20 protein-coding genes are annotated in these 24,629 nt (G+C 33.5%); 14 read left to right on the top strand and 6 right to left on the bottom strand.

The genetic code is table 11. The annotated features are described in order from the left end of the window. Positions 1 to 382: 382 nt before the first annotated feature. Complete coding sequence (locus J8281_RS08685) at positions 383 to 2,026, bottom strand: helix-turn-helix domain-containing protein (protein ID WP_210197221.1); 1,644 nt, start codon at positions 2,024 to 2,026, stop codon at positions 383 to 385. Positions 2,027 to 2,550: 524 nt separating this feature from the next. Here J8281_RS08685 and J8281_RS08680 point away from each other — a divergent pair. Continuing rightward, the gene (locus tag J8281_RS08680; protein ID WP_210197220.1) at positions 2,551 to 2,757 is read left to right on the top strand and encodes a hypothetical protein; all 207 of its coding nucleotides are present in this window, start codon (positions 2,551 to 2,553) and stop codon (positions 2,755 to 2,757) included. A 225-nt stretch (positions 2,758 to 2,982) separates the two neighbouring features. Here J8281_RS08680 and J8281_RS08675 read toward each other — a convergent pair whose 3' ends face one another. The 3 genes from J8281_RS08675 to J8281_RS08665 all read right to left on the bottom strand — a co-directional run bounded on the left by J8281_RS08675 (position 2,983) and on the right by J8281_RS08665 (position 6,325). Beyond that, positions 2,983 to 3,822, bottom strand: a complete 840-nt coding sequence (locus J8281_RS08675; RefSeq protein WP_210197219.1) for a hypothetical protein — start codon at positions 3,820 to 3,822, stop codon at positions 2,983 to 2,985. A 480-nt stretch (positions 3,823 to 4,302) separates the two neighbouring features. Then, positions 4,303 to 5,610, bottom strand: coding sequence for an AarF/ABC1/UbiB kinase family protein (locus J8281_RS08670; protein WP_210197218.1), 1,308 nt, complete (start codon positions 5,608 to 5,610; stop codon positions 4,303 to 4,305). Positions 5,611 to 5,659: 49 nt separating this feature from the next. Further along, a complete protein-coding gene (locus J8281_RS08665; RefSeq protein WP_210197217.1) occupies positions 5,660 to 6,325 on the bottom strand; it encodes a TetR family transcriptional regulator C-terminal domain-containing protein in 666 nt (221 codons plus the stop codon). Between the two features lie 269 nt (positions 6,326 to 6,594). On the opposite strand from J8281_RS08665, the gene htpG reads away from it, so the two are divergent. The 7 genes from htpG to J8281_RS08630 all read left to right on the top strand — a co-directional run bounded on the left by htpG (position 6,595) and on the right by J8281_RS08630 (position 15,700). Beyond that, positions 6,595 to 8,484, top strand: coding sequence for a molecular chaperone HtpG (htpG, locus tag J8281_RS08660; RefSeq protein WP_210197216.1), 1,890 nt, complete (start codon positions 6,595 to 6,597; stop codon positions 8,482 to 8,484). Positions 8,485 to 8,624: 140 nt separating this feature from the next. Then, positions 8,625 to 9,617, top strand: coding sequence for a LuxR C-terminal-related transcriptional regulator (locus J8281_RS08655; protein ID WP_210197215.1), 993 nt, complete (start codon positions 8,625 to 8,627; stop codon positions 9,615 to 9,617). Positions 9,618 to 9,832: 215 nt separating this feature from the next. Continuing rightward, positions 9,833 to 13,042 carry a DUF2723 domain-containing protein gene (locus J8281_RS08650; protein ID WP_210197214.1) on the top strand — a complete coding sequence of 1,070 codons (3,210 nt, stop codon included), beginning with the start codon at positions 9,833 to 9,835 and terminating at the stop codon, positions 13,040 to 13,042. A 258-nt stretch (positions 13,043 to 13,300) separates the two neighbouring features. Then, on the top strand, positions 13,301 to 14,146 hold the full coding sequence (locus tag J8281_RS08645) for a hypothetical protein (protein WP_210197213.1): 846 nt from the start codon (positions 13,301 to 13,303) through the stop codon (positions 14,144 to 14,146). A gap of 116 nt (positions 14,147 to 14,262) precedes the next feature. Then, positions 14,263 to 14,727 carry a hypothetical protein gene (locus J8281_RS08640; protein ID WP_210197212.1) on the top strand — a complete coding sequence of 155 codons (465 nt, stop codon included), beginning with the start codon at positions 14,263 to 14,265 and terminating at the stop codon, positions 14,725 to 14,727. Next, entirely contained in the window at positions 14,724 to 15,071 is a 348-nt protein-coding gene (locus J8281_RS08635; protein WP_210197211.1) for a MauE/DoxX family redox-associated membrane protein, read from the top strand. The genes J8281_RS08640 and J8281_RS08635 overlap by 4 nt, the downstream gene beginning before the upstream one ends. Before the next feature lie 17 nt (positions 15,072 to 15,088). Then, positions 15,089 to 15,700, top strand: coding sequence for an alpha-ketoglutarate-dependent dioxygenase AlkB (locus J8281_RS08630; protein WP_210197210.1), 612 nt, complete (start codon positions 15,089 to 15,091; stop codon positions 15,698 to 15,700). A 33-nt stretch (positions 15,701 to 15,733) separates the two neighbouring features. Here J8281_RS08630 and J8281_RS08625 read toward each other — a convergent pair whose 3' ends face one another. Next, entirely contained in the window at positions 15,734 to 16,129 is a 396-nt protein-coding gene (locus J8281_RS08625) for a MauE/DoxX family redox-associated membrane protein (RefSeq protein ID WP_210197209.1), read from the bottom strand. Positions 16,130 to 16,338: 209 nt separating this feature from the next. Here J8281_RS08625 and J8281_RS08620 point away from each other — a divergent pair, with 209 nt between their 5' ends. Next, positions 16,339 to 17,196, top strand: a complete 858-nt coding sequence (locus J8281_RS08620; RefSeq protein ID WP_210197208.1) for an AraC family transcriptional regulator — start codon at positions 16,339 to 16,341, stop codon at positions 17,194 to 17,196. 12 nt (positions 17,197 to 17,208) lie between these two features. On the opposite strand, the gene J8281_RS08615 is transcribed toward J8281_RS08620, so the two are convergent. After that, the gene (locus J8281_RS08615) at positions 17,209 to 17,991 is read right to left on the bottom strand and encodes a S1/P1 nuclease (RefSeq protein ID WP_210197207.1); all 783 of its coding nucleotides are present in this window, start codon (positions 17,989 to 17,991) and stop codon (positions 17,209 to 17,211) included. Between the two features lie 437 nt (positions 17,992 to 18,428). Between J8281_RS08615 and J8281_RS08610 the strand changes: the two genes are divergently transcribed. The 5 genes from J8281_RS08610 to J8281_RS08590 all read left to right on the top strand — a co-directional run bounded on the left by J8281_RS08610 (position 18,429) and on the right by J8281_RS08590 (position 24,398). Next, a complete protein-coding gene (locus J8281_RS08610) occupies positions 18,429 to 19,355 on the top strand; it encodes an alpha/beta hydrolase (RefSeq protein WP_210197206.1) in 927 nt (308 codons plus the stop codon). Between the two features lie 40 nt (positions 19,356 to 19,395). Next, entirely contained in the window at positions 19,396 to 20,211 is an 816-nt protein-coding gene (locus J8281_RS08605; RefSeq protein WP_210197205.1) for a Cof-type HAD-IIB family hydrolase, read from the top strand. Then, positions 20,205 to 22,103, top strand: a complete 1,899-nt coding sequence (locus tag J8281_RS08600; RefSeq protein WP_210197204.1) for a peptidase M61 — start codon at positions 20,205 to 20,207, stop codon at positions 22,101 to 22,103. Before J8281_RS08605 ends, J8281_RS08600 begins: the two co-directional genes overlap by 7 nt. A 172-nt stretch (positions 22,104 to 22,275) precedes the next feature. Further along, positions 22,276 to 23,580: a DUF819 family protein gene (locus J8281_RS08595; RefSeq protein ID WP_210197361.1), complete on the top strand. Its 1,305-nt coding sequence runs from the start codon at positions 22,276 to 22,278 to the stop codon at positions 23,578 to 23,580. A 56-nt stretch (positions 23,581 to 23,636) separates the two neighbouring features. After that, the gene (locus J8281_RS08590) at positions 23,637 to 24,398 is read left to right on the top strand and encodes a DUF4369 domain-containing protein (protein ID WP_210197203.1); all 762 of its coding nucleotides are present in this window, start codon (positions 23,637 to 23,639) and stop codon (positions 24,396 to 24,398) included. The last annotated feature ends 231 nt before the right edge of the window (positions 24,399 to 24,629 follow it).

Genomic DNA, 24,629 nt, shown 5'->3' with positions numbered 1-24,629 from the left:
GAGAAATGGTACCGACAGACAATATATGTATTCTTAACATTTTAGTAAAAGAAACCTATATCATATTGTATGCACGCATAATAATAATTAATAAATTGAATGTTTGTAAAATTACCATAGTGTCAAAAATTAATAATAAAATGTCACATCAAGCGTAGTCAAGATGTGTTTATCAACCCTTCTACTCGGTGCAGGATGACAAAAACATGCATTAGGTACTTAAACGGACAATCCTATTTTAAATATAATTTTTATTAATATGATTGATGCTCTTTTATTTCTCTATCTACAATACTTTTGTAGAAATCTATGTTACTGTGTCAAGCCCTATTATTCGAGAGAATGAAATATAAATAGTAGCCAAGTGCGCATCTACTCAATCCTATGAAGTATTTTTTATTAAACTTCTATAATCTGTAGGAGTTTTACCAACCGTATTTTTAAAGACACGATAAAATGATGTTTTACTTGAAAAACCTACCTCGTACCCGATCGCAATGATCTTATTATGGATGAACTCTGGATTTTTTAAACGCTTTTTTGCTTCATTAACCCTATATAGATTTATAAATCCATTAAAATTTCTTTGAAAGCAATCATTCAAAATCTTGGACAAGAGATGTACACTAATTGATAATTGTTTTGCAACATCAGATTGTTTTAAACCTGGATTGAGATAAGGTTTTTCGTTTTCCATGTACTCTAATATTAGGGTAGTATACGTTGTTTTGTCTCGATCACTTAAAGAAGATTTTTTATGTTTTTTCCTAGGTTCAGAATTATTATTTGCAAACGGTGAAATAGCTAAAGCCTTTAATTTACTTTTTAAAGACAAGTTTTCGTTTTCCAAAATCGTACGATTTTGTAGCATCTGTTGTTTCTCTTTCTCTAGCAGCTTTTTCTTTCTTACGTAAAAAAATAGAATCATTAAAAGAATTAATATAGTGGGTATGCTATATACATATAATTGGTCAATAGATTCTTTTTGCTCAATTATTACTTTTTCCTTTTCGGCGAGCTCTTTTTCAACATCCAAACGCTTGGCTTTGGTAAGCGTAATTAAAAAATCATCTTTTGCTTTAAGGTATTTTTTATAGTTCGTACTTGAAGCTTCGTACGCTTGTAACTCTTCGTTAATTTCAGCTGAAAGAAGATAATTATTCATTACCAATTCCCTATATCCTTGTTCTAGAGCAATTTTATTTGATTTGTTTGCTACTTTCAAAGACTCATCAAATTGATTGAGTTTTTTTAACGCATTGGATATATGATGTAAACTTAGCGCTTGATATTCTGAGGATTTAATTTCTTCGGCAATTTGTAATGACTCTTTAGCTGTAGACAAAGCTTCGTTATATCGTTTCAAAAATAAGTAAGACTCTGCGAGGTTTATTTTGGCATAGCCTATAACATTCAAACTTTGAGGTTTATTTTTAATTTTGATTCCTATCTGCTCTGTTTTTTTATGATATTCCAAAGCGTTCTTGTATTGCTTATGATGGCTACTAACAGCTCCTAGCGCACTAAAGGCAGATGCTTTTAATACCAAAGGAAGTTGTTGATTTTCTTGTAGATTAATAACTTCATGCGCTAGTTTGGCAACTTTATCATATTCAACTATATTTTCGTAGGTATTGCAAAGATTCATTAGAAGAACAGCCATCTCTAATTCACTCAATCCACTATTTTCTGACAAATCAAGTACCTGCTGAAATTTGATAATGGCATCTTCATACAGACCAGTCTTATCTAAAACAACGGCTTGTTGAATCAAAACCCTATTTTTTAACTGATACAGTTCATTTTTTTCACATAAACTGTAAATTGTGTCAAGGTATTTATTGTAATTTTTATAATCACCCCGATTAAAAACCTCTAGAGCATTAGAAATAAGGTTGTTAAGCTTATCCTTATCTTCAGTATTTATGTTTAAAGTATCACTTACAAAAACCTGGGATCTTCCGTTAGAAACATTAAAGAATGTAAAAACTATGATTAATATAAATTGGTAAATGAGGCGTTTCATAAAAAAACAGAGAGGTTAATATTGCAATCTTCTTTACAATAATAAAACTTTAAAGTCACGAATTAAAATTATGATTACCTAAGAATATCAAAATAAATAGTAAAACAATAAACTGCTGATAGAATTTCTTAGAAACGAGAAAGTTTTTCTAAAATTGAGTGTCATATTATACGAATGAAACTCTCATATTTACAATTTTTCTTGATCCGTTATCCTTAAAGCTATAAAAAAAATTGAAAATTCGTAAAGACGCTTAGTTTTTATAGGAAGTGAAAACTTAAGAGTAGCAATTGAAAATGACTTAATTTAACTGTAGTAAGTACTGAAGAACCCCATGAATCCAATTAACTATACATAATTGGTTATTTGGTGGTTATCCTTACTTTAAATGCTGACATAAGAGTTGTCTTTCATTATCATGACAGAAAATTTTGCACAAGAGTAGGTAGAATTTTCGAAAATAGCTAGGCTATCATTTTGATCATTCGAGAATCATAACTTATCTATCGTTTCTTTAATAGCATTTGGCACAATCAAAAGTAGATTTGAAATTAGACTTAACAAGGTATTACCCTCAATCGACTTATTTTAGGATAATTGATAATTATGATAACGCTGCCATCGATTATACGTATTCACCGTTTGGCAGAACAGCAGGCAAACTTGGTTTTACCGAAAATAACAGAGTTGAAGTAATTTTCTCTATGCTAAAAAAGAGTAGTTCGCAATGATAGCGATCAACAAAAGAATACCTAATAGTCTTTAAAAAGATGACACAAAAAACACCTGATTACAAAAATAATTAGGTGTTTTTATTTCGAATTTACTGCGATATCATATTTCGATACGTAAATTTTCTAATAGTATTATCAAGTATCGAAGCCTCTAGAGGTTATGCTTTCCCCTTTATCTTTAAAATTAATAATGTTGCGATTGTATAGTGCACCAATAATAAGTCAAGAGACTGGGATATCTACATCACAGTTATCTTCTGCATATTCCTCAGAAAATTCAGCAAAATCCTCACCTACGTCAAAACAACTATGCACAATACAACAATTTAAATCAAATATGGAAATATCGACGTAGAACATGTATTCAAAAAAACGTTTTTTTGTGCAGTAATCAAACCAATCTTCGAATGCTAAAAGACACTGACTAGGTACTTCCCAGTAATCTATACCGTAAATATCATATAGCTCACCTAATCTTACCTTCTGAACTGAGTAGCAAGCATCTTCATTACCATTTAGCGATTCTTCTCGATCCTTTTCCTGACACTCTTTTAGAAGTTTATTAAAAACTTCGCGTGTATCTTTAGGTGCGTACTGTTTATCTTCTACAATAAAATTCACCTTTTTTAAAACAAGTTGATCATAAGCTGCTCTTTGAATATTATTTAAAATACTAGCGTCGACCTGACTCAATTTGTAATTATTTTCTAATAGTTTTTGCCTTTTGTACAATTCTTTTAGATATATTTCCATATCTTCAGCATTGGCATAACCAAAGGCTACTGCAAGTCTTGCTAATTGTTCTTCATTCCTTTCGTTAAACAAATTCTGACCTTCAAATTCTTTTAAGGTCTCATAAGCAACTCTTAAATCAGGTATTTCAGTTTCTGGAAAATAATACAGCTCCATAAATTTGATGAAATCCGGATCTTCTGCCAGTTCGCTAATAGGGCGGATTTCAATTTCGTCTCCGGTTTCTGGATTATTGTTGTCGTCACTACTGCAGGAACATAGTAGGGCAGCAATAGTGAACATTATCATATTCGTTTTTAGTGTTTTCATAAAGGTAAGATTAAGAGTTAATTAGGTTCGAATTTTGGAATATTTTTTGGAACAGAAGTCTCAAATCATAATGTGGGACTCTATTTAACAAAAATCTTATGTAAACATGAGAGTTTGTGTATTTGACTACACAAAATATAGTAAACAGCTTTATGCATCAGAAGATCCCCACCTGCCATCTTATTTAGAAAAAGGCGAGCAGGTATTACGGTTTGAAGCTACTACAAAACCAAGCACTACGTTATATTTTTAAATATCACCGTAGCCCTTCGACTCTGCTAGGGTAAACTACTATGCTGAAACTTAGAAAACACTTGGTCCTATTCCATTTTAAAATCTTATAACGAAATTTTAATATATAAACTAGGTTAAAAAAGAAAAGCAGATTTTGATGTAAAAAGCGAAAGATGCGCCAACCACAGCGCATCTTTCTAACAACCTAACCAATAAATAAACAAACCAAGTCAATCGGGCGATTGACTAAAGGTACTTTTCAAAATTGTTAACACGTACTTTAGCTCTCAAGTCGTGTAACAAGTTGTATAAGCCAAAAAACGTTCGATTGATATACAAGAAATGTTTACTTCCTCTATTACCATTCATTTTTCTTAGCTCTGTATTTTTAGAATATTTTTCACTTAATTCAGTAATTTGTCCCCAAAAGCTTTCATTTGCAAAATCAAATACCTCTTCATTAAAGGGTTTTGTAAATAGACTTAACATCTCATGGAACAACTCCGAGAAGAATTTTTGCTCTTCTTCTGTATCATCTTCTCGGAGTATTTCCAATTGAAACATCTTTTGGGCAAAAAAACGGGGATTATCAATGTTTTCTTTATCTGCTAATTCAAAATAAGGCGTATAAAATTCTAAAGGTATTTTTTTTACACATCCAAAATCTATAGCAATTAGGCAATCATTTTTATCTACCAAAAAATTACCGGGGTGTGGATCGGCGTGTACAGCTTTTAGTATATGCATTTGATACATATAAAAATCCCAAAGCGCCTGACCAATACGATCTGCTTTATCTTGATCGCTATTTTGTTTTGCGAACTCGCTAAGATGCAGACCATCCATCCAATCCATAGTAATGATTCGCTCGCTAGACAATTCTTCGTAATAACGAGGAAACTTTAAATTAGGAATGGCAGAACACGCCTTGGTTATTTCTTTACTCTGCTGTACTTCGAGAATATAATCTGTCTCTTCTAATAATTTACCCTCTAGCTCTTTAAAATACTTCTCAGAATCTTTTCCTTTCAAATTAAACATTCTGATGGCGATGGGTTTGACCATCGCCAAGTCAGAACTTATACTGTTTGCAACTCCAGGATATTGAATTTTCACAGCAAGTTTTTTCCCATCTTTAATCGCCTTATGTACCTGACCGATACTCGCAGCATTAACAGATTGAGTTGCAAACGTATCATATAATTCTTCTGGATATTTTCCGTGATACTTTTTAAAGGTTTTTCTCACTAATGGTGCCGATAATGGGGGCACACTAAATTGAGAAAGAGAAAATTTTTCTACATACGCATTAGGTAGTAAATTTTTCTCCATAGACAGCATTTGTGCAACCTTTAAAGCGCTTCCTTTCAAACTTTTCAAACCATCATAAATATCAGCTGCATTATCTTCATTTAATTGGTCCTTGGTTAAGCTAGGGTTTACTGCCTTTTTACCATAATATTTAAGATAATTACCTCCTACCTTTACACCAGTCTTCACCAACTCTGTGGTTCTTCCTAATTTGGTTGTTGGTATTTTATCTATAGTTTTCATTCAATCAATATATTTTATAGTTTGTCTATATCCTAAGCTTTTGCTTACACTAATTCCACATTACCTTTTCATTCCACAGAAATTTTCCAAAATCCAATACATTAGTAAGCGGCGTATTGTCAAAAAGATCAAAGATGGTATTCACCGACTTTTCAATAGCAATATCTGTTTTTTCGAAACTAGAGGATTCGTCTCCTACCCAGAAATTCAATAGAAATAAAAATTGCAGCCATGCACCTTCAGAAAAAATAGGTACTGGATTCTTTGCTAATTTATATTTCTTTTCATCATTATCTTCTTCTATTAAATCAGCAGCAAAATCTTTTATATGCAATCTCAATCCTTTCAATTGCTTTAGATTTTTCATCGGCTGGTCATGATATTTTAATACAAATAATATATAACTTCTATTAAGTGTCATTGTTTCAAAAAGACTGTAGAACAAAGTCAACATCTTTTCTCTACTACTAAAACTCGCGTACTCTTTATTCTTTTTCATGGCCTCTACAGTAGCTTCAAAAAATGTAGACCATATGCTTTTTCTGATACTTTCTAGATTACCAAAAAATTTGTAAAATTCTTCCTCTTTTAATTTTGCAACCTTACAAAATTTGTACACAGATACAGGATACCGCTCATGTTCTAAAACATAAGTCATAAATTCAGACAAAATATAATTTCGGTCAACTACTTGCTTTTTCTTCGGTGCTGCCATATCCTTAATATTTAGTGTAAATATAATAATTGTTTAATGTTTAAATGAAAAAGTTGAACAAAAAATATGTTAAAGTTGTTTCAAAAAATTTGAAAGTAACTCCCCGTTCTCCAACGTACTACTTGGTATTTTAAATTCCCTTTTAAAGTTACGTATTACAATCACAAAAAACTAAAAAAAGCTGTTTCAATGTCACTTTGTCATATGAATCACATTGGTATTTTTTTTGACCTCATGTTAAAAATTACATTAAATTAAAACTAAGAACGATGGCAACAGGAAATATAAATGTATCTGTAGAAAACATTTTCCCACTAATCAAGAAATTTTTGTATTCTGATCACGAGATATTTTTGCGTGAATTGATATCAAACGCAACAGATGCAACATTAAAATTAAAGCACCTTACGAGTATTGGTGAGGCGAAGGTAACCTACGGAAATCCTTTAATTGAAGTAAAAATTGATAAAGACAATAAAAAGCTGCATATCATCGATCAAGGTATTGGTATGACTGCTGAAGAAGTTGAGAAATACATTAATGAAGTAGCTTTTTCTGGTGCTGAAGAATTTCTTGAAAAATATAAAGATAGTGCCAAAGATTCTGGTATTATAGGGCATTTTGGTTTAGGATTCTATTCTGCCTTTATGGTAGCCAGTAAAGTTGAAATTATAACCAAGTCGTATAAAGACGAACCTGCCGCACATTGGATTTGTGATGGTTCTCCCACCTACAGCCTGGATAAACACGAAAAAACGGAAAGAGGAACAGAAGTTATTCTTCATATAGGTGAAGAGGATGTTGAATTTCTTGAAGAAAGCCGAATTAGAGAGTTATTGGTAAAATATAATAAGTTTATGCCGGTACCAATCAAATTTGGAACAAAAACAGAAACACTACCTAAGCCAGAAGATGCTAAAGAAGAGGATCCTGCCCCTACGCAAGAGGTTGATAATATTATTAATAATCCCAATCCGGCCTGGACCAAACAGCCGGCAGATTTAAAAGAGGAAGATTACAAAAGTTTCTATCGCGAATTGTACCCTATGCAGTTTGAAGAGCCTTTGTTTAATATCCATTTAAACGTAGACTACCCTTTTAATCTTACGGGTATTCTTTATTTTCCGAAGTTGGGTCAGGATATGAATCTTCAAAAAGATAGAATTCAATTGTATCAAAACCAAGTATTTGTTACTGATAACGTAGAAGGCATAGTACCAGAGTTTTTAACGATGCTTCGAGGTGTCATTGATTCTCCCGATATCCCGTTAAATGTTTCAAGATCTTACTTGCAAGCTGATGGTAATGTAAAGAAAATATCAAGCTATATTACCCGAAAAGTTGCTGATAAATTGAATTCAATGTTCAAAAATAACAGAGAAGATTTTGAGCAAAAGTGGAACGATATTAAAATAGTAATCGAATACGGAATGCTATCTGAGGAAAAATTCTTTGAAAAAGCAGACAAATTCGCACTATACCCAACAGTTGATCAAACCTTTTTAACTTTTGAAGAGCTTCAGGATAAAATAAAGGATAGTCAAACCGATAAAGACGATAAGTTAGTAATTCTTTATGCTTCTAATAAAGATGAGCAACATGCCTATATCCAAGCTGCCAAAGATAAAGAATATGAGGTGCTATTATTAGATTCTCCTATTGTTTCTCATTTAATTCAGAAATTAGAAACTAGTAAAGAAAATGTAACTTTTGCTCGGGTAGATGCCGATCACGTTGATAATTTGATCAAAAAGGATGAAGAAACTATATCCAAACTATCTGACGAAGAAAAAGAAAGTCTTAAAACAGATCTCGAGAAAGTAATTCCAAAAGAAAAGTATACGGTACAGCTAGAAGCTATGGATAGCGGTGCTTCTCCATTTATGATTACGCAACCAGAGTTTATGCGTCGTATGAAAGAAATGCAACAAACTGGCGGTGGCGGCGGAATGTTTGGCATGGGAAATATGCCAGAGATGTATAACCTTATCGTGAATACCAATCATGAATTAATTGGTCAAATTGCAAATACAAAAACGGATAAGAAAAAAGAACGTTTAATCAAACAGTCTCTAGACTTAGCTAGACTTTCACAAAACCTTTTAAAAGGAGAAGAACTCACAGCTTTTATTAGTCGTAGTTTCGAAATGATAAAGTAGATTAAGCCTTATCGGCTTTATTACCATACCGAATCAATGTATACCGCTTTGCTAATTTATGTAGGCAAAGCGGTTTTTTTATGTCAATTTTTGATTTGAGCAACGATACGTTTATTTTAGTGAAAAATTAAAGATTCAAGATGAATTCGAATCCTATACTTCATATAATAGTACTGTTACTTACTTTAACAAGCGTAAAGGGGCAGCATTCAGTTTCGGGATACCTTACTATGGATTTTCCAGACGCCTGGGAGCGGAAAGTTTATTTAAGTACCGTTGATTTTGATCAAAAAACAGGAAAAGATCATACTAAAATAATTGCCACCAGTACGCTTACCCAAGACGGTTTTTTTTCTTTTGGTAAAGAGGTGTTTGCAGCACAGGATAGAGTTTACAAATTGCATGTTAATCCAAAATCAGCTTACCAGAAAAAATTACTTTCAAAATCTATCCAAAACTATAAACTGTTCATCTTGTCTAAAAAGGATTCTTTGTTTTTTAAAAAAGGGACTGCTCTATTTTCAGAATATGTAACTAGTAATAAGGCAGAGAAAGAATGGCAAAAGCTCAAAAGGTTTGAAGCACGATATGACATAGCTTCAAAAAACTTCGATCCAAAACAATACTTATTAGAAACCAGGGGATATGTAAAAGACTCCCTTCATATACTTTTAGTAAAACTAATGAGCATCAAGAAACTAGATGAGCAACAGTTACTAGAAAAAGATATTGAAGCAAATCTACCCTACTATTCAGGTCTTTTAAAAGAGCTACAATCTAGCGACCTGGATCCTGCGACCTATCAATATTTAAAGAACAAACTTACTCTGGCACATCAAAAGAAAACAACTCACAATTACAAGTTGAGTATCATAATTAATGGGATTACACTAGGAGTTATAGGTATTTTGTGTTTTTTTATGATACGATATCGAAAACGTTCAAAAACTAACCTTGCACATACGTTAAGTAAACAGGAAACAGTTATTAAAGAACTCATGATGTCTGGAAAAACCAATAAAGAGATTGCCAACGAACTATTTATAAGTCTGAATACGGTAAAAACACACATTACTAATATTTATAGTAAATTAAATATTAATAGCAGAAAAGAACTTTTATTCAAAAAGTGAAGTATCCTTAGGAGGGCAAGTCCATCGGTATGGACTGGAAACCAAATTTTTAAAGCAGCCCGCTTCGCAATATGAAATCTTAATAGTTACGTAAAACTATATAAATATGCTATAAACAAGCAAAATCACCCCCGTACTAGTACCTTATTCAACCTGGTTTTATAAAGCTCACCTCTATTCTTTTGCATTTTTTTGATCTATTAAATGTTAGAGTAGTGATAAAAGATAAAAATGTACTTAGGCAGTTCTATAAATGGAACAAGATATTAGGATGGACAGTATTTACAATTGCAGTAGTTACCTACACACTTACTGTAGCCCCTACCAATAGCTTTTGGGATGTAGGCGAATACATTGCTACAGCTTCAAAATTGCAGGTTGGTCATCCGCCAGGGGCGCCCTTATTCCAAATGATGGGTGCTTTTATATCTATTTTTGCACTACATAACGACCAAATAGCCTTTACTGTGAATATGATTTCAGTGATATCGAGTGCTTTTACCATAGCATTCTTATTCTGGTCTATCACGCTTTTAGCAAAAAAAACCGTCAAAAACCCAGGTCAAGTTTCGAAAAAACAACAAATTGCAATTCTAGGGAGTAGTCTTACCGGTAGCCTGGCGTTTGCTTTTACCGACAGTTTTTGGTTTAATGCTGTAGAGGCAGAAGTTTATGCGATGGCCACTATGATGCTTTCGTTAACGTTTTACTTGGGCTTACTTTGGGAACGCGATCTGCATACAAAAAGAGGCAATCGATGGGGGATTTTAATAGCCCTGATTATAGGCTTGGCCTTTGGTGTCCATTTTATGGCTATATTAGCTATTCCCGCTATCGTACTGCTATGCTACTTTCAATATACCAAAAAAAGCAGTATTCTTAATTCTATCATAGCCAATAGCACAGCTATATTGGTGTTGCTATTCATATTTATAATACTTATCCCCTACACACTCAAATTTTTTGCCGCAGCAGAACTTTTTTGTGTTAACATATTAAGATTCCCATTTAATTCAGGAATCAGTATTGCTTTGCTGTCGTTACTCATTCTTTGCTATATCGGGTTGTCTTACACAAGAAAAAGGCGACTGCAACGATTGAATACAGCATTGCTCGGTATTGTTTTTATTCTAATTGGATTTTCTAGTTGGGTAATGCTTCCCATAAGAGCAACTGCAGGAACGGTTATAAATGAAGATAATCCGAGTACGATTCATGAGCTTCTTGCGTATTACAATTTAGAACAATATCCTAGTATACCGCTTCTATACGGTCCTCAATTTACTGAAACATACAGCTATCTCGATCCTAAAAATCCTTATGAAGATGACCAACCCAAATATAAGAAAGATCATCATACTCGAAAATATGTTGTTGTAAATGATTGGAAAGACGCCAAACAAAATCTGGATGATGGTCATAAATCGCTCTTTCCGAGAATGTGGAGTACAGAACACAGCACGAACTATATGAGGTTTACCGCACCCATATCCTTCAAAATCAAAGCAAAATATAGTGATCAAAAAGAAGTATTGTCTGCTGTCGCTACCTTCAGAAAAAACGATGCACTGGGTAAAATAGATCATAATGGATATCATAAATTTTTACAGGACTTTGGAAATTATCTCGATGTAGAAAAACCTTCATTTGTCGATAACCTCAACTATCTATTTCGCTATCAAATAGGGTATATGTATTGGCGTTATTTTATGTGGAATTTTGTAGGAAGACAAAACGATATACAAGGTGAGTTGGATAACCTTAATGGAAACTGGTTAAGCGGAATACCAGTTGTAGATGAATGGCATCTAGGATCTCAAAACAATCTTCCTGATTCTGTTGTACATCATAAAGCCAGAAACACGTACTACTTCTTACCACTACTTTTAGGTATTATAGGCTTTCTTTTTCATTTTCGAAGTGATAAACAAAGGTTTTGGGCTGTATTTGTGTTTTTTCTGTTCACAGGTATTGCACTTAAAGTCTATTTAAATGAAAAACCTTTTGAAGTAAGAGAGCGGGATTATGCCCTGGTAGGCTCATTTTATGTTTTTGCGATTTGGATAGGTTTGGGAGTTCTTGGGCTCTACACACTACTTCAAAATAAACTCAATATAAAATTTTTACCCGTATTCATTACCGTAATATGCGTATGTGCAGTTCCGGGAGTTCTAGTTGCCAAAAACTGGGATGATCACGATCGATCTCATCAGTATACCGCAAGTACGCTCCCCAAAAACTATCTCTCATCGTGTCAGGAAAATGCAATTTTGTTTACTATTGGCGATAATGATACATTTTCATTGTGGTATGCACAGGACATTGAAGGTTATAGGACCGATATTAGAACCATAGTCGCAGGATATTTGGCTACCGATTGGTATGTAGATCAAATGAAAAAGAAAGCCTATCACAGTGATCCTTTATCTATAAGTTTGACTCATGAGTTTTATGCTTATGGAAATAATGATGTCATCTACTATCAATCTGTTACCGAAGATACTATGTTAATCAAAGATTGGTTGCGTTGGATTACTTCTAACGACCCAAGAACCAAAGGGCATTTGCAAAGTGGTGCTATAGTAAATTCATTTCCTTCAAAAAACATTCGAATTCCTGTAGATAAAGATGCAGTATTACGCAATGGTATAGTAGCCCAAAAAGATGCCGATAAAATTGTGCCCTATATTGATATTCAACTTTCTGGCGATTACTTGCTAAAACATAGATTGGTCATGCTCGATATTGTAGCTAATACTAATTGGAAACGCCCTATTTATTTTTCTGGCGGAAGTTTTGGTGATGATGATTATATCTGGATGAAAGATTATCTTCAACTAGATGGCTTAACCTATAAACTTGTTCCTATAAAAACAAAAGTTGATCCAAAAAACCCTTACGAATACGGACGAATTGATACCGAGCGTATGTACCAAACCGTTATGAACTGGAAATGGGATCACAGTAATAACTCTAATGTTTATCATGACCCAGTGACCCGAAGAAACGCCATCTCTTATAGAATAAGTTTGGGCAGATTAGCCGAGCAGCTCATTAATGAAGGTGAAATACAAAAAGCTAAGAACATACTTGATTTAGGAATAGAGAAGCTTCCCGTAGATCTTTATGAGTATTATACGACATTGCGACGTTTTATAGAAGGGTATTTTAGGATTAATGAAAATGAAAAAGCACTTCAATTATGGGAGCAGATTGCAAATAAGTATCAACAACAACTTATGTATTATGGAAATCTACCCTTAAAGGAGCAATTGCAATACATCGAAGAAATCATCACGACTATTGAGTACTACAAAGATCTAGTCGAACTACTTTCAAAAAATAGTCAGAAGGAAATCGCTGAAATTAAAACTACAGAGTTTGAAAAGTTTTTACAGCTATTTAAAAGACTTTATTATGAATAAGAATCAGCAATATTCTGGTATTCGTACTACAAACCTTTACAGTTACATCTATCACAAATTGCGCGAATTATGGATATCTTTAATCCTAATTCTGTAAAAAAGTAGTGTTACAATTATCATAAAGAGCAATAAACTGACTACAGAATTGTTAATTTTAACGCGAAGCTTATTGAATTTTTAAGCTTTTCGCCTTATTAAAAGGTGGAACAACACTTCAAAATTCAAATACATACGATAACACAAACTAAACCTTATGTTATGAAAAACTACTGGATCTTAGCAACCCTATTCCTTTTAATAAGTTGTACCCAGGCTAAAAAGGATAGTACTGTAAACAACAATGAAGATAAAGAAGTAATGCCTGTCGAACCTGATGGCGGTATTGGAGATGGTGCGCTTTCTATTGTGGATCAATACATTACAAATATTGAAAAAGCTCATCATAAAGAAGCGTTTTTGAATCATAAGATGATCAGTTTCAAAATCAATATACGTTTTCGAGGAAAACAGCGCCTAGATGGTAAAGTTACGATGCTTACCAATTCAGCAAAGATTAGAATTGATAAAAAAGACGGAAGTAAATTGATCTATACGGGTGAGAAAGCATATTTATGCCCGAAAGACGCCAGTGAAAAAGGAGCCCGTTTTGACATGTTTACCTGGACGTATTTCTTCGGTATGCCATACAAATTAAATGATCCAGGAACAAAATGGGAATTAGGAGACAGCAAACCTCTACATAGTATCGATCATCAAACCGCTAAACTTACCTTTGAACCGGGAACAGGTGATGCTCCCGATGATTGGTATATTATTTATACAGATCCAGATCAAAATATACTTAAAGCAGCAGCTTACATTGTAACCTTTGGCAGTCAAGGTGATACTTCTAAAGCGGAAGCAAATCCACATGCGATTTATTATACAAATTTTGAAACTATTGAAGGAATTCCATTTGCAACAAAATGGGTGTTTTATGGATGGACTGAAGAAAAGGGGTTAACCGATAAAATTGGTGAAGCTACAATTACCGATATCACATTTTTACAGGAAGAAGGTGCACTCTTTGAAACTCCGGATAATGCTAAGGAGATAACACTTTAATATTATTTTTTAGGGTTTTTAAATAGTGGTTATGAGTTTCTTTAGCAGAACTGATAACAGGTATGGGTTTTTGTTTGTTTTTTCTTATCTTTAAGAAACACGAAATCAGAACTCCTATGACTCCGCTATTTAAAACACTACGTCTTCCCCCTACTCTGGATGAAATTCTAATTCTTAATGAACCCGAAGGATTTTACAAAGAATTGGATTGCCTTAGCGATGTGGTTATAAAAGAATCTCTAATTCAGGTATCAGAGGTAGATTTTGCGATTGTTTTTGTTAAAGAAAAGAAGCAAATCGAAAATCGTATTGAAACCTTATATCCAAAGTTAATTGGCGATGCAATTTTGTGGTTTGCCTATCCCAAAAAAAGTTCTAGAACATATCATACAGAGATTACAAGAGATTATGGTTGGGGTGTTCTTGGGGATTACAACCTGGAACCTGTAAGGCAAGTTTCTATTGATGCAGATTGGACAGCACTGCAGTTTAGAAAGGTTGGATATATCAGAAATAGTATACGAAACAAAAATTATATACCTAATACCGCAAATAGACAAAAAACTTCTGCAATGAAATGAGTTGGCACCTATATCTTTTATCACTAATTTTTGTTATCGCAGGTGTCTTTCATTGTATTCGTCCAAAGGCCTTTGTTCGTATTATGCCTTTGTACCTTCCCGCTCATAAGTTTTTGGTATATGTAAGCGGTATCGCCGAAATTTTAGCAGGTATAGGGATATTATTTCAAACCACCAGAATGGTATCGCTTTGGGGAATAATTATCATGCTAATTTTATTTTTCCCGGTACACCTTCATATGTTAATCAATAAAAAAGCAGGTCTCAATTTGCCCAAAACTGTTCTTGTACTAAGATTATTTTTGCAATTTGGCTTAATCTATTGGGCGTATCAATACCTTTAAACTATCTATGCACCTTTATGAATCTTGATCTCTTTCCTTCACATGACAGCCCTATTACTTTACCTATGATCGATGCGGAAGTAACGTATTTTCCTCAGTTTTTTGATCATACAACGGCTACTCAACTTTTTGAGGCGTTACAAAGCTCTATAGCTTGGCAGCAGGATGATATCACCATATTTGGTAAAACTTATCCCCAACCCCGTTTAACTGCTCTTTATGCAAATAATAGCAATACATACCGCTACTCAAATATTACAATGTACCCTAAAACTTTTACCGAAGAGTTACTTTATATAAAAAATGCTATTCAAAATGCATCTGCTGTTACTTTTACGTCCTGCCTATTAAATTTATATCGGGATGGAAATGACAGTAACGGTTGGCATGCAGACAACGAGAAAGAATTAGGAACTCAACCTATCATAGCTTCGGTAAGTTTTGGAGAAGATCGCTGGTTTCATTTTAAACATAAAACCAACAAGGCATTAAAACAAAAAATTTTGCTTCAACACGGTAGCCTTTTACTAATGCGTGGTAAAACACAGGAATGTTGGTTACACCAAATCCCAAAGACCAAAAAAAAAGTAGGACCACGAATCAATCTTACATTTAGAATCATTCGATAGCAACCTTTTTAAAACAGATTGAAATAATCTAGGTCAATCAAGACGTACAGCGGTAGTAAAATGATCTGGGCGTATTTTTATCAATACAATAGCACTTACCACAAGTAAAAAGTGGATGCCAGCACAATACCACTGAGAGGCATCTATTAAATAAACTGTAAAAAAACTAAATAAAAATATAGCAATTCTTAACATAATGTGTTCAGACATCCCAAGAATTAAGAACAAACCTATCATGAATTTTTCAAAAGGAACCAAAGGTGCTAGTGCTTCAACAACATAAATATCAAGAATAGAAACCGACGCAAAATATTGATATAATCTCCCCAAAAAGTCAGTATAATTTAAAACATCATTTATACTGGTTGTCACCAAAAAAATACCCAAACATAAACGTAACAAATTAAACAGCAATATTTTTAACTTCATATACCGATTATAAATCCTAGTTTTTAGCGTGCAAATATAAATATGAATTGAAATACACTACTTGTATATTTCAACATAAAATTAGTACGGAAAAACCATAACTATTTCGTTTTCAATAACTATGAATCTAATAGACCAGTACTAGTTATGCAAAAAAAATGTTAAATTATTAATTTTATTTTGTAACTTTCAATAGAAAAAAATTGCTTATGAACCGCTATACACTGCACGAAACCTTTGTGGTACATCAATATGAAACCGACGAATGGGAAGCAGAACCACACAATCATAATTACTTTGAAATTATTTTTATTGAGCAGGGAAAAGGATATCATACTATTAACGGAGTACGATTTCCATACCAGGAGAACAATATATTTTTGATGGCACCAGAAGACACCCATCATTTTGAAATTGAAAAGCATTCAAAATTTACCTATTTCAAATTCACAGAACTATTATTTTCTAGCAAAGTGAACTTACCCGATAGGAAATATTGGTTACAAAGAATAGAACAACTCTTGCACCACCCCAACATCATTCCCGGAGATGTAATTTCTCATGAAGAGGACAGAACTATTATTTGGGATATTCATAAGGTAGTTCTTGATGAGTTTAAAAATGAAAAAGTATATTATCAAGAAATTATTTCGAATGCTATCAGTACAATCTTAAGCATTATTATGCGTAATATTTCTGAAAAATATAAATCAAATCAAAATGAAGTTTTTGTCGGGCATTCTAAAATAGATCAGATATTAAGCCATATTCGACAAAATGTATATGATAATGATCTTACCAAAATTAATTTTCTAGCGAATAAGTTTGGCATGTCCCAAAGTTCTATTAGTACCTATTTTAAAAGAAAAACGGGTGAATCCATTCATCAATATGTGACAAAATACAAAATGAAACTCGTAGAATACAGGTTGCAACACACCGAGTTTACAATTGCTGAAATTGCATATCAAATGGGATATACCGATGAGAGTCACCTCACTAAAACATTCAAGAAATACTATTCGATGTCACCAAAGCAGTATAGAAAAGAATTAATTGTCGAGTAATTTATGACAAAATCAACCAAAAATATCGTTTAAAACTTTTGCCAAACGTAGACCTCCTTTTTGCAGTTGAGTGCGAACCATGGTAAAATTACGATACATATAGGCATACCCTAATTTTTCGCCTATGGCAGCAGACTGGTATACTTGCGCTGCCAGATTTTGTGATTCATGAACCCAATCTATCACACTCCCTTTTTGAATATCCTCAATTTCTGTTTTGGTTAGTGCTGCTCTATTCAAAGATAGTTCTGTATAGCTCATTCCATAATGATCTATCATATCACTATCCCATACTCTATGAAGATTAGAGCCATCTTTAAACCATCGTACTTGAATATCGTTGCCTCCTTTATCTTCTGCCCTCCCAACATGCAAGGGTTGGTGTAAATCCCCAATAAAATGAACTAATAGTTTAAGGTGAAATTGTTTATCATACGTTGATGCTTGCTCGTCTTTAAGAATTGCTATACACTTATCTATTCCTTGTACTAAATCACCTGATGCACTAGGTGATGTTTCACCATATTTTTTATCGAATGGAAAATTAACATAATGCCAGGGATGATACTTTTTATACTTTTTGTCACTTTTGATCTCGTCTGCAAAGGTTGATACCATAGCTAGACTTTGCCCTTCAAGTAATGCTGCCAAATTTCTTTTAGCTTTACCACTAAGGTGCGCTTCAGCTATTTGACCAGTAACTCGATGACCCGTTTTACCCCAATCATAATCCAATGCAAATCCTGTTACCGAAATAAGCATTATAATCCATACGGCTCCCTTTTTAAATTTCATACTACGCTATTGTTTTAAGTAAAGAATTGAATACATATAATACATAGTGTGAACTATTTTGACTAACGAACTACTTTGAGACAGCGCCACCTGGCATGTGCGCTAAAAATGTTTACCAAACATTTTTTAACACTCCACCCTGTGAAGTAATTTTTAAAATTTTAATACTATTCGATTCATCACTATATATTTTGAGGCAAAGATAAAAAAGGGTATGTTAGCCATACGTTAAGAAAAAATAAGAATTATAACTTTTTAACCGGATTTATGCCCGAGAACTTTGTGATGAAGTTTGAACCCGGATTATGCATTAGAATTTCGTAATCAGGGTTGAAGTTATAAATAGCACGAATCCTTAACTGATTTTGCTTATAATGCTATCAAAATATGATTGTGTTTTTATCGTTTGACAAATACCATAAATTATATATCCCATCATGAAATGTATACTTTCTTTGTTTTTTGCAACCCTTTGTATCAGCAATTTTAGCCAAGAGAAAGAATACAATTCGGCTATTGTAAAAATCAATAAATTTATTGAAGGTTCCCTGGTTACACCATATTCTGACAACGAAGTACCCTTGCTTATCTTTATCATGGATGCTGGAGCCATTAATCGGGATGGTAATGATCGAATGTCAAAAAACGATACCTTTAAGAAGTTAGCCATCGAATTGGCAAAGTTGGGTGTGGCCTCGTATAGATATGACAAAAGATTATTTAAAATGGACAGACTCGGAATACGGGAACATGAAATTTCTTTTGACCATTACGTAGAAGATGCCAGGTCGATTGTCAAGTATTTCAGAAAAAATAAAAGCTACACTAAGATTATGATTCTTGGTCACGGACAAGGCTCTTTAATCGGTATGCTAGCTGCAAAAGATCTTGCCGATGGTGTAATTTCAATAGCCGGAAATGGCGAATCTATCGATCAAGTAATAGTGAAACAAATTTCAAAACAAGCCCCGGGTTTGGATAAAAGTGCCGCAGTGGCTTTTCAACAATTAAAAGATAACGGAAGAGCGACAAATTACGAACCTGCTCTGGAGTCTATTTTTAGATATGATTTACAACCTTTCATGAAATCATGGATTAAATATGATCCTTCTTTAGAGATTTCGACATTAGAGATGCCCTTACTTCTTATACACGGTGATAAAGATATCCAGGTAGAAATGGTACAAGCAGAAAAATTAAAAGAAGCGACCCCAAATGCCGATTTGTTGATTATTAATAATATGAATCATATTCTCAAAGAAATAAAAGGAGGTAGATTAGAAAATCAAAAATCATATAATGAGTCATGGAGAAAAATTATGCCCGAAGTTCTTTCTGGTATTGCTAACTTTGTAACTCAATAATTTGAACCTTGTAAATGAACCCAAATCTAAAAATTGATAAATGCAACATCGCATTATTTTTTCTGATATAGATGGTACGCTACTGAATCCTGAAAGAGAACTTTCTACATTTACCATTTCACAGATTCGAAGAATAAAGGATAGCATTCCTATGGTATTAATATCTTCGAGAATGCCAAGTGCGATGACGCATTTACAAGAAGAGTTAGACATCACAAATCAACCCATAATATGTTATAACGGTGCCTTAATTTTAGTAGATAACACACCGATTTCTTCTACAGCAATACCTTTGCAAGTTTTAGAGGCTCTTTATCATTTCAATCATGATCACAAAGTGCATCTTAGCCTTTACAATACTAACGATTGGTATGTTCCTGAATTAGACTATTGGGCAAAGAGAGAATCGAGAAATACAAAAGTGAACCCTTTGGTAAAATCTACAGAAGAAGTAATTCATGAATGGAAAGAACAAAATAAAGGAGCTCACAAAATTATGTGTATGGGCGATGATCGTTATATAGACAATATGTACGCCTTTCTAGACGAAAAATTTGGTGACACCCTTCATTTATATCGTTCTAAATCTACTTACATTGAAATTGCACATAAAAGTGTTTCAAAATTAACAGCTATAGAACTATTGTTAGACACTCATTTTAATATCCCTATTACGAAAGCATTAGCATTCGGAGATAATTATAACGACATAGAAATGCTTAAAGCTGTAGGCACTGGGGTAGCAGTTGCCAATGCTAAAATAGAGACCAAACTTGTTGCTAATGCCATTACATTATCAGGTAAAGAAGACGGTGTAGCTTTATACATTAAAAATAATATTGATCTATCGTGCTAAAAGTTCTAAGAATAGTTACATCCCTCTTCGTTGCTTGGCTGCTCGTCCCTTTTTTAGCAGGTTGTAAACCTTCACAAACTGCTGTAGTTAATAATGTTTCGTCAATCATAGCATCTATCGATTTGGTCAATGTAGTTGATGATAAAGTGAAAGTAGAGATACAAGTTAGCGATATTGATGAAGATACCATAAGCTATTATCTACCGAAAATTGTGCCAGGAACTTATCAAAACAATGACTACGGAAAATTTATAGAAGATCTAAAAGTATTTGACAAGATTGGAAATCAACTACCTGTTGAAAAATATGGAAACAACCGTTGGAAAATCAACAATGCAACACAAATTCATAAACTAAGTTATTGGGTTAATGACACTTTTGATACTGAAGATTCACACGACATATTTTCACCTACAGGAAGCAATATTTCGAAGAATACTAACTTTGTTTTAAATCTCTACGCATTTGTAGGCTACTTTACTGCATTAAAAGAGGTAAAATACAAGCTCTTTATAAAACACCCTAAAAACCTAGCAGTTTCAGCTTCATCAAAAGAGATACTACCCGACAAACCTATTGACAATCCAAATTATGATGTTGACTATTTTGTGTACAGGCGCTATGCCGATGTTGTTGACTCTCCCCTAATGTATTCTAGTCCGAACCAAGTAACATTTACCATCAATGGTATCGAGATATTGTTAAGTGTATACTCTCCCAATCATACACATACAGCCGAACGACTGAAACCAGAAATGGAACGTATGATTAGAGCACAAAGTAACTTTATAGGAAATAATATTGAAACGACTAAAAATTATAGTATTCTATTGTATCTTTCAACGACCAGGCAAGATGATGCAAAAGGTTTTGGAGCATTAGAACATAGTTCTTCAACCGTAGCTGTATTGCCCGAATCACTTTCACTTAAAAAATTAAATGCCGCACTTACCGATGTAATTTCTCACGAATTTTTTCATATCCTTACACCGATCAACATTCATTCAGAAGAAATTCACAATTTCGATTATAACAATCCAAAAATGTCGCAACATTTATGGTTGTACGAAGGTACCACAGAATACTTTTCACTTTTATTTCAAATTACACAAGGGCTTATCACCAAAGAACAGTTTTTAGAGCGAATTCTAGACAAAATAGAAACTTCTAAACGTTTTGATGATCACATGTCTTTTGCATTGATGAGTGAAAATATTTTGAAAGCTCCCTTTCGCGAGAACTATCGCAATGTTTATGAAAAAGGAGCACTAATTTCAATGTGTATCGATATCATGATGAGAGAAAATAGTGATGGTATTTATGGCATATTAGATCTTATCAAGAATCTATCGACGCGTTTTGGTCAAAATACTCCGTTTAAAGATGATGAGCTGATTGCTGTTATCGAAGAGGTTTCGTATCCAGAGGTTAGCAATTTTTTAAAAGCTCATGTTATAGGTAATCAGCCTATAGATTACAACTTCTATCTAGATAAAGTCGGAGTAGCTTTGGATAGCAAAGAAGTCGCTTCATCGTACTTCATTCATGAACAACAACCGTTTGTAAAAGGGTTAGAGTCGTCTAATCAGATTGTCTTTGTCACTACTATTCCACTAAACAGTTTTTTAAAAAATATAGGCGTCAAAGGAGGTGACATATTAAGTAGTATCAACGACAAAGCGTATACTATCAAAAATATTTACGATCTTTTCGGGGATTCGAATGCGTGGAAAGTTGGTGATAAAATTACGTTCCGCGTTAAACGAAATGGTAAAGAAATTACATTACAGTCTACCATTGTAAAACCTACGGTACAAAAAATGATCCTAAAGCAAAAAACTGAAGTTCGGCCCAAAACGAAGGATCTATTTAAAAAATGGATCAACGATTAAGTGTATTCGTGTACTCGTTGCTATTAATAAACTACCTCGGGGCTTGCTTACGAAGCATTCGAGGAAAATAATTTTTCAATTTTGAAGCAAGCCTCGAGATAATAAACCCTTTGGTGGTGCCAATAAAAATTTTAATTTGCAGTGCTCATTTTTAAATTATTGAAAATATATGATCGATACTACACCTTATTTTACCAACGACACTGTAGTCTTTGGTATTTTAATGCTATGTTTAGGAGCAGTATTTTACACTTCTTCTTTACAATCCAAATTCTGGAAAACGTTTTACAAATTCGTTCCTGCTATATTATTATGCTACCTTTTACCTGCTTTATTTAACTCACTAGGTGTTATAGCACCCAATTGGAATGAACTTGGCGAGAATGGAGAAGTCATAGAGAAATCGTCTAATGTGTATTATATTGCCAGTAGGTATTTGCTGCCAGCCTCTTTAGTATTAATGACATTGAGTATAGATCTTAAAGGTATTTTTAACCTGGGACCCAAGGCATTAATCATGTTTTTTACTGGAACATTAGGAATAATTTTTGGTGGCCCAATTGCTATTTTACTTATCTCTTTTGTATCTCCTGAAACCTTAGGTGGTGTAGGTTTTGATGCTGTTTGGAGAGGACTGTCTACTCTGGCAGGAAGCTGGATAGGTGGAGGTGCCAATCAAGCAGCTATGCTAGAAATCTATCAATATAATCCCGATAAATATGGCGGAATGGTACTTGTTGATATTGTGGTTGCTAATATTTGGATGGCTATTTTACTCATCGGTATAGGAAAAAGTGAAAAAATTGACGCCTGGTTGCAAGCCGATAATAGTGCTATAACGTCACTTAAGAAAAAAGTAGCCGATTATGCCGATAGTATTACACGTAATCCTTCTTTAACCGATTATATGGTGATGCTTTCTATTGCTTTTGTAACCGTTGGATTAGCACACTGGGGCGCAGAAGAAATTTCTGGATTATTATCGAATAATTTCGAAATATTTAATGATAAAAGTTCTGCCTTATCTTCATTTACTTCAAAATTCTTTTGGATGATTACGATAGCAACCGCTATTGGTATAGCTTTATCGTATACAAAAATGAAGCAGTATGAAGGAGCTGGCGCCAGTAAATTGGGAAGTATTTTTATCTACATTCTTGTCGCTACCATTGGAATGAAAATGGATTTGGGTATGATTTTCGAAAATCCCGGACTCATAGCGATTGGTTTGGTCTGGATGGCCATACATGTAGTACTTCTAATTGGTGTAGCAAAGCTCATTAAAGCACCTTATTTTTTTCTGGCGGTAGGTAGCAAAGCCAATATTGGTGGTGCAGCCTCTGCACCGGTCGTAGCTGCTGCCTTTCATCCTTCACTGGCAACCGTGGGAGTTTTACTTGCCGTTCTAGGATATGTAGTAGGAACCTATGGGGCAATCTTATGTACAATTTTAATGCAAATTGCTTCAGGAAGTTAGTATTTCACTCTATTTTATGGCATATTTGTAATCGTTTTTTAAATAGAATAGTATTGATGAGAAATCTTGTAATCATATTCATAGTAATCACTTTACTTACAACATCTTGTTCTCCTCCGGTGACCGAAGGAAACGTGATTATTTCAGGTACTATCGATGGTCTCAAAAAAGGAACCTTATATTTACAACGCGTGCAGGATACAGTATTGATTAATGTAGACTCTGTGCAAATAGATGGAAATTCTGAATTTGTAATGAGGTCTAATGTCACCGAACCAGAAATTCATTATCTCTATCTTGATAAAAAAGATGGTACACAATATAATGATCGTATCGATTTTTTTGCTGAACCCGGAGAAATTTCAATTGCTACTACGTTAACAGATTTTGAGAAAGATATAAAAATTACTGGTGGTGAAAACGAGGTGAAGTACCAGGAATACAAAAAGATGCTCAAACGATTTAACGAAAGAAATTTAAGATTAATAAAAGAAGATTTTGAGGCTACCAAACAGAAGGATGAAGAAAAATTGATAGAAAATGACCAGGCGTATAAAAATCTTACACGACAAAAATATCTCTACACTATCAATTTTGCTATTTTCAATAGAAAACTAGAGGTTGCACCTTATGTTACGCTAAACGAAGTATTTGATGCAAATATTAAATTATTAGATACTGTTGCCAAGTCACTCAGCCCAAAAGTTAGAAAATCGCTTTACGGAAAACAGCTGATTAGCTATATAAAAGATCGAAAAACTAAAGAAGCTATCATCATAAAACAAAATGATTCTATTCGAAATCTTCCTAAGGAATAACGATAGTATGTATGGTATTTCTAATCTGAAATACAACCAACCTTAACTTTTACTTTTGACCAGAATCGGAAAACTAATATAAAATAAACCATTATGGATTTAAAATCCATAGTTTTCTAAAAGAATGAAATTCTTTATGAATTAGGAATCCAATCTCTCATTCCTGCGAAGGCAGGAATCCAAAGATAATTATGAATGCCGTATCATGTACGGTATGACTAATTGTATATG

The sequence above is a fragment of the Aquimarina sp. U1-2 genome (assembly GCF_017897595.1).
GTDB lineage: Bacteria > Bacteroidota > Bacteroidia > Flavobacteriales > Flavobacteriaceae > Aquimarina.
The sequence above is the reverse complement of the archived record's forward strand: the minus strand, read 5'-3'. Positions and strand labels throughout refer to the sequence as shown.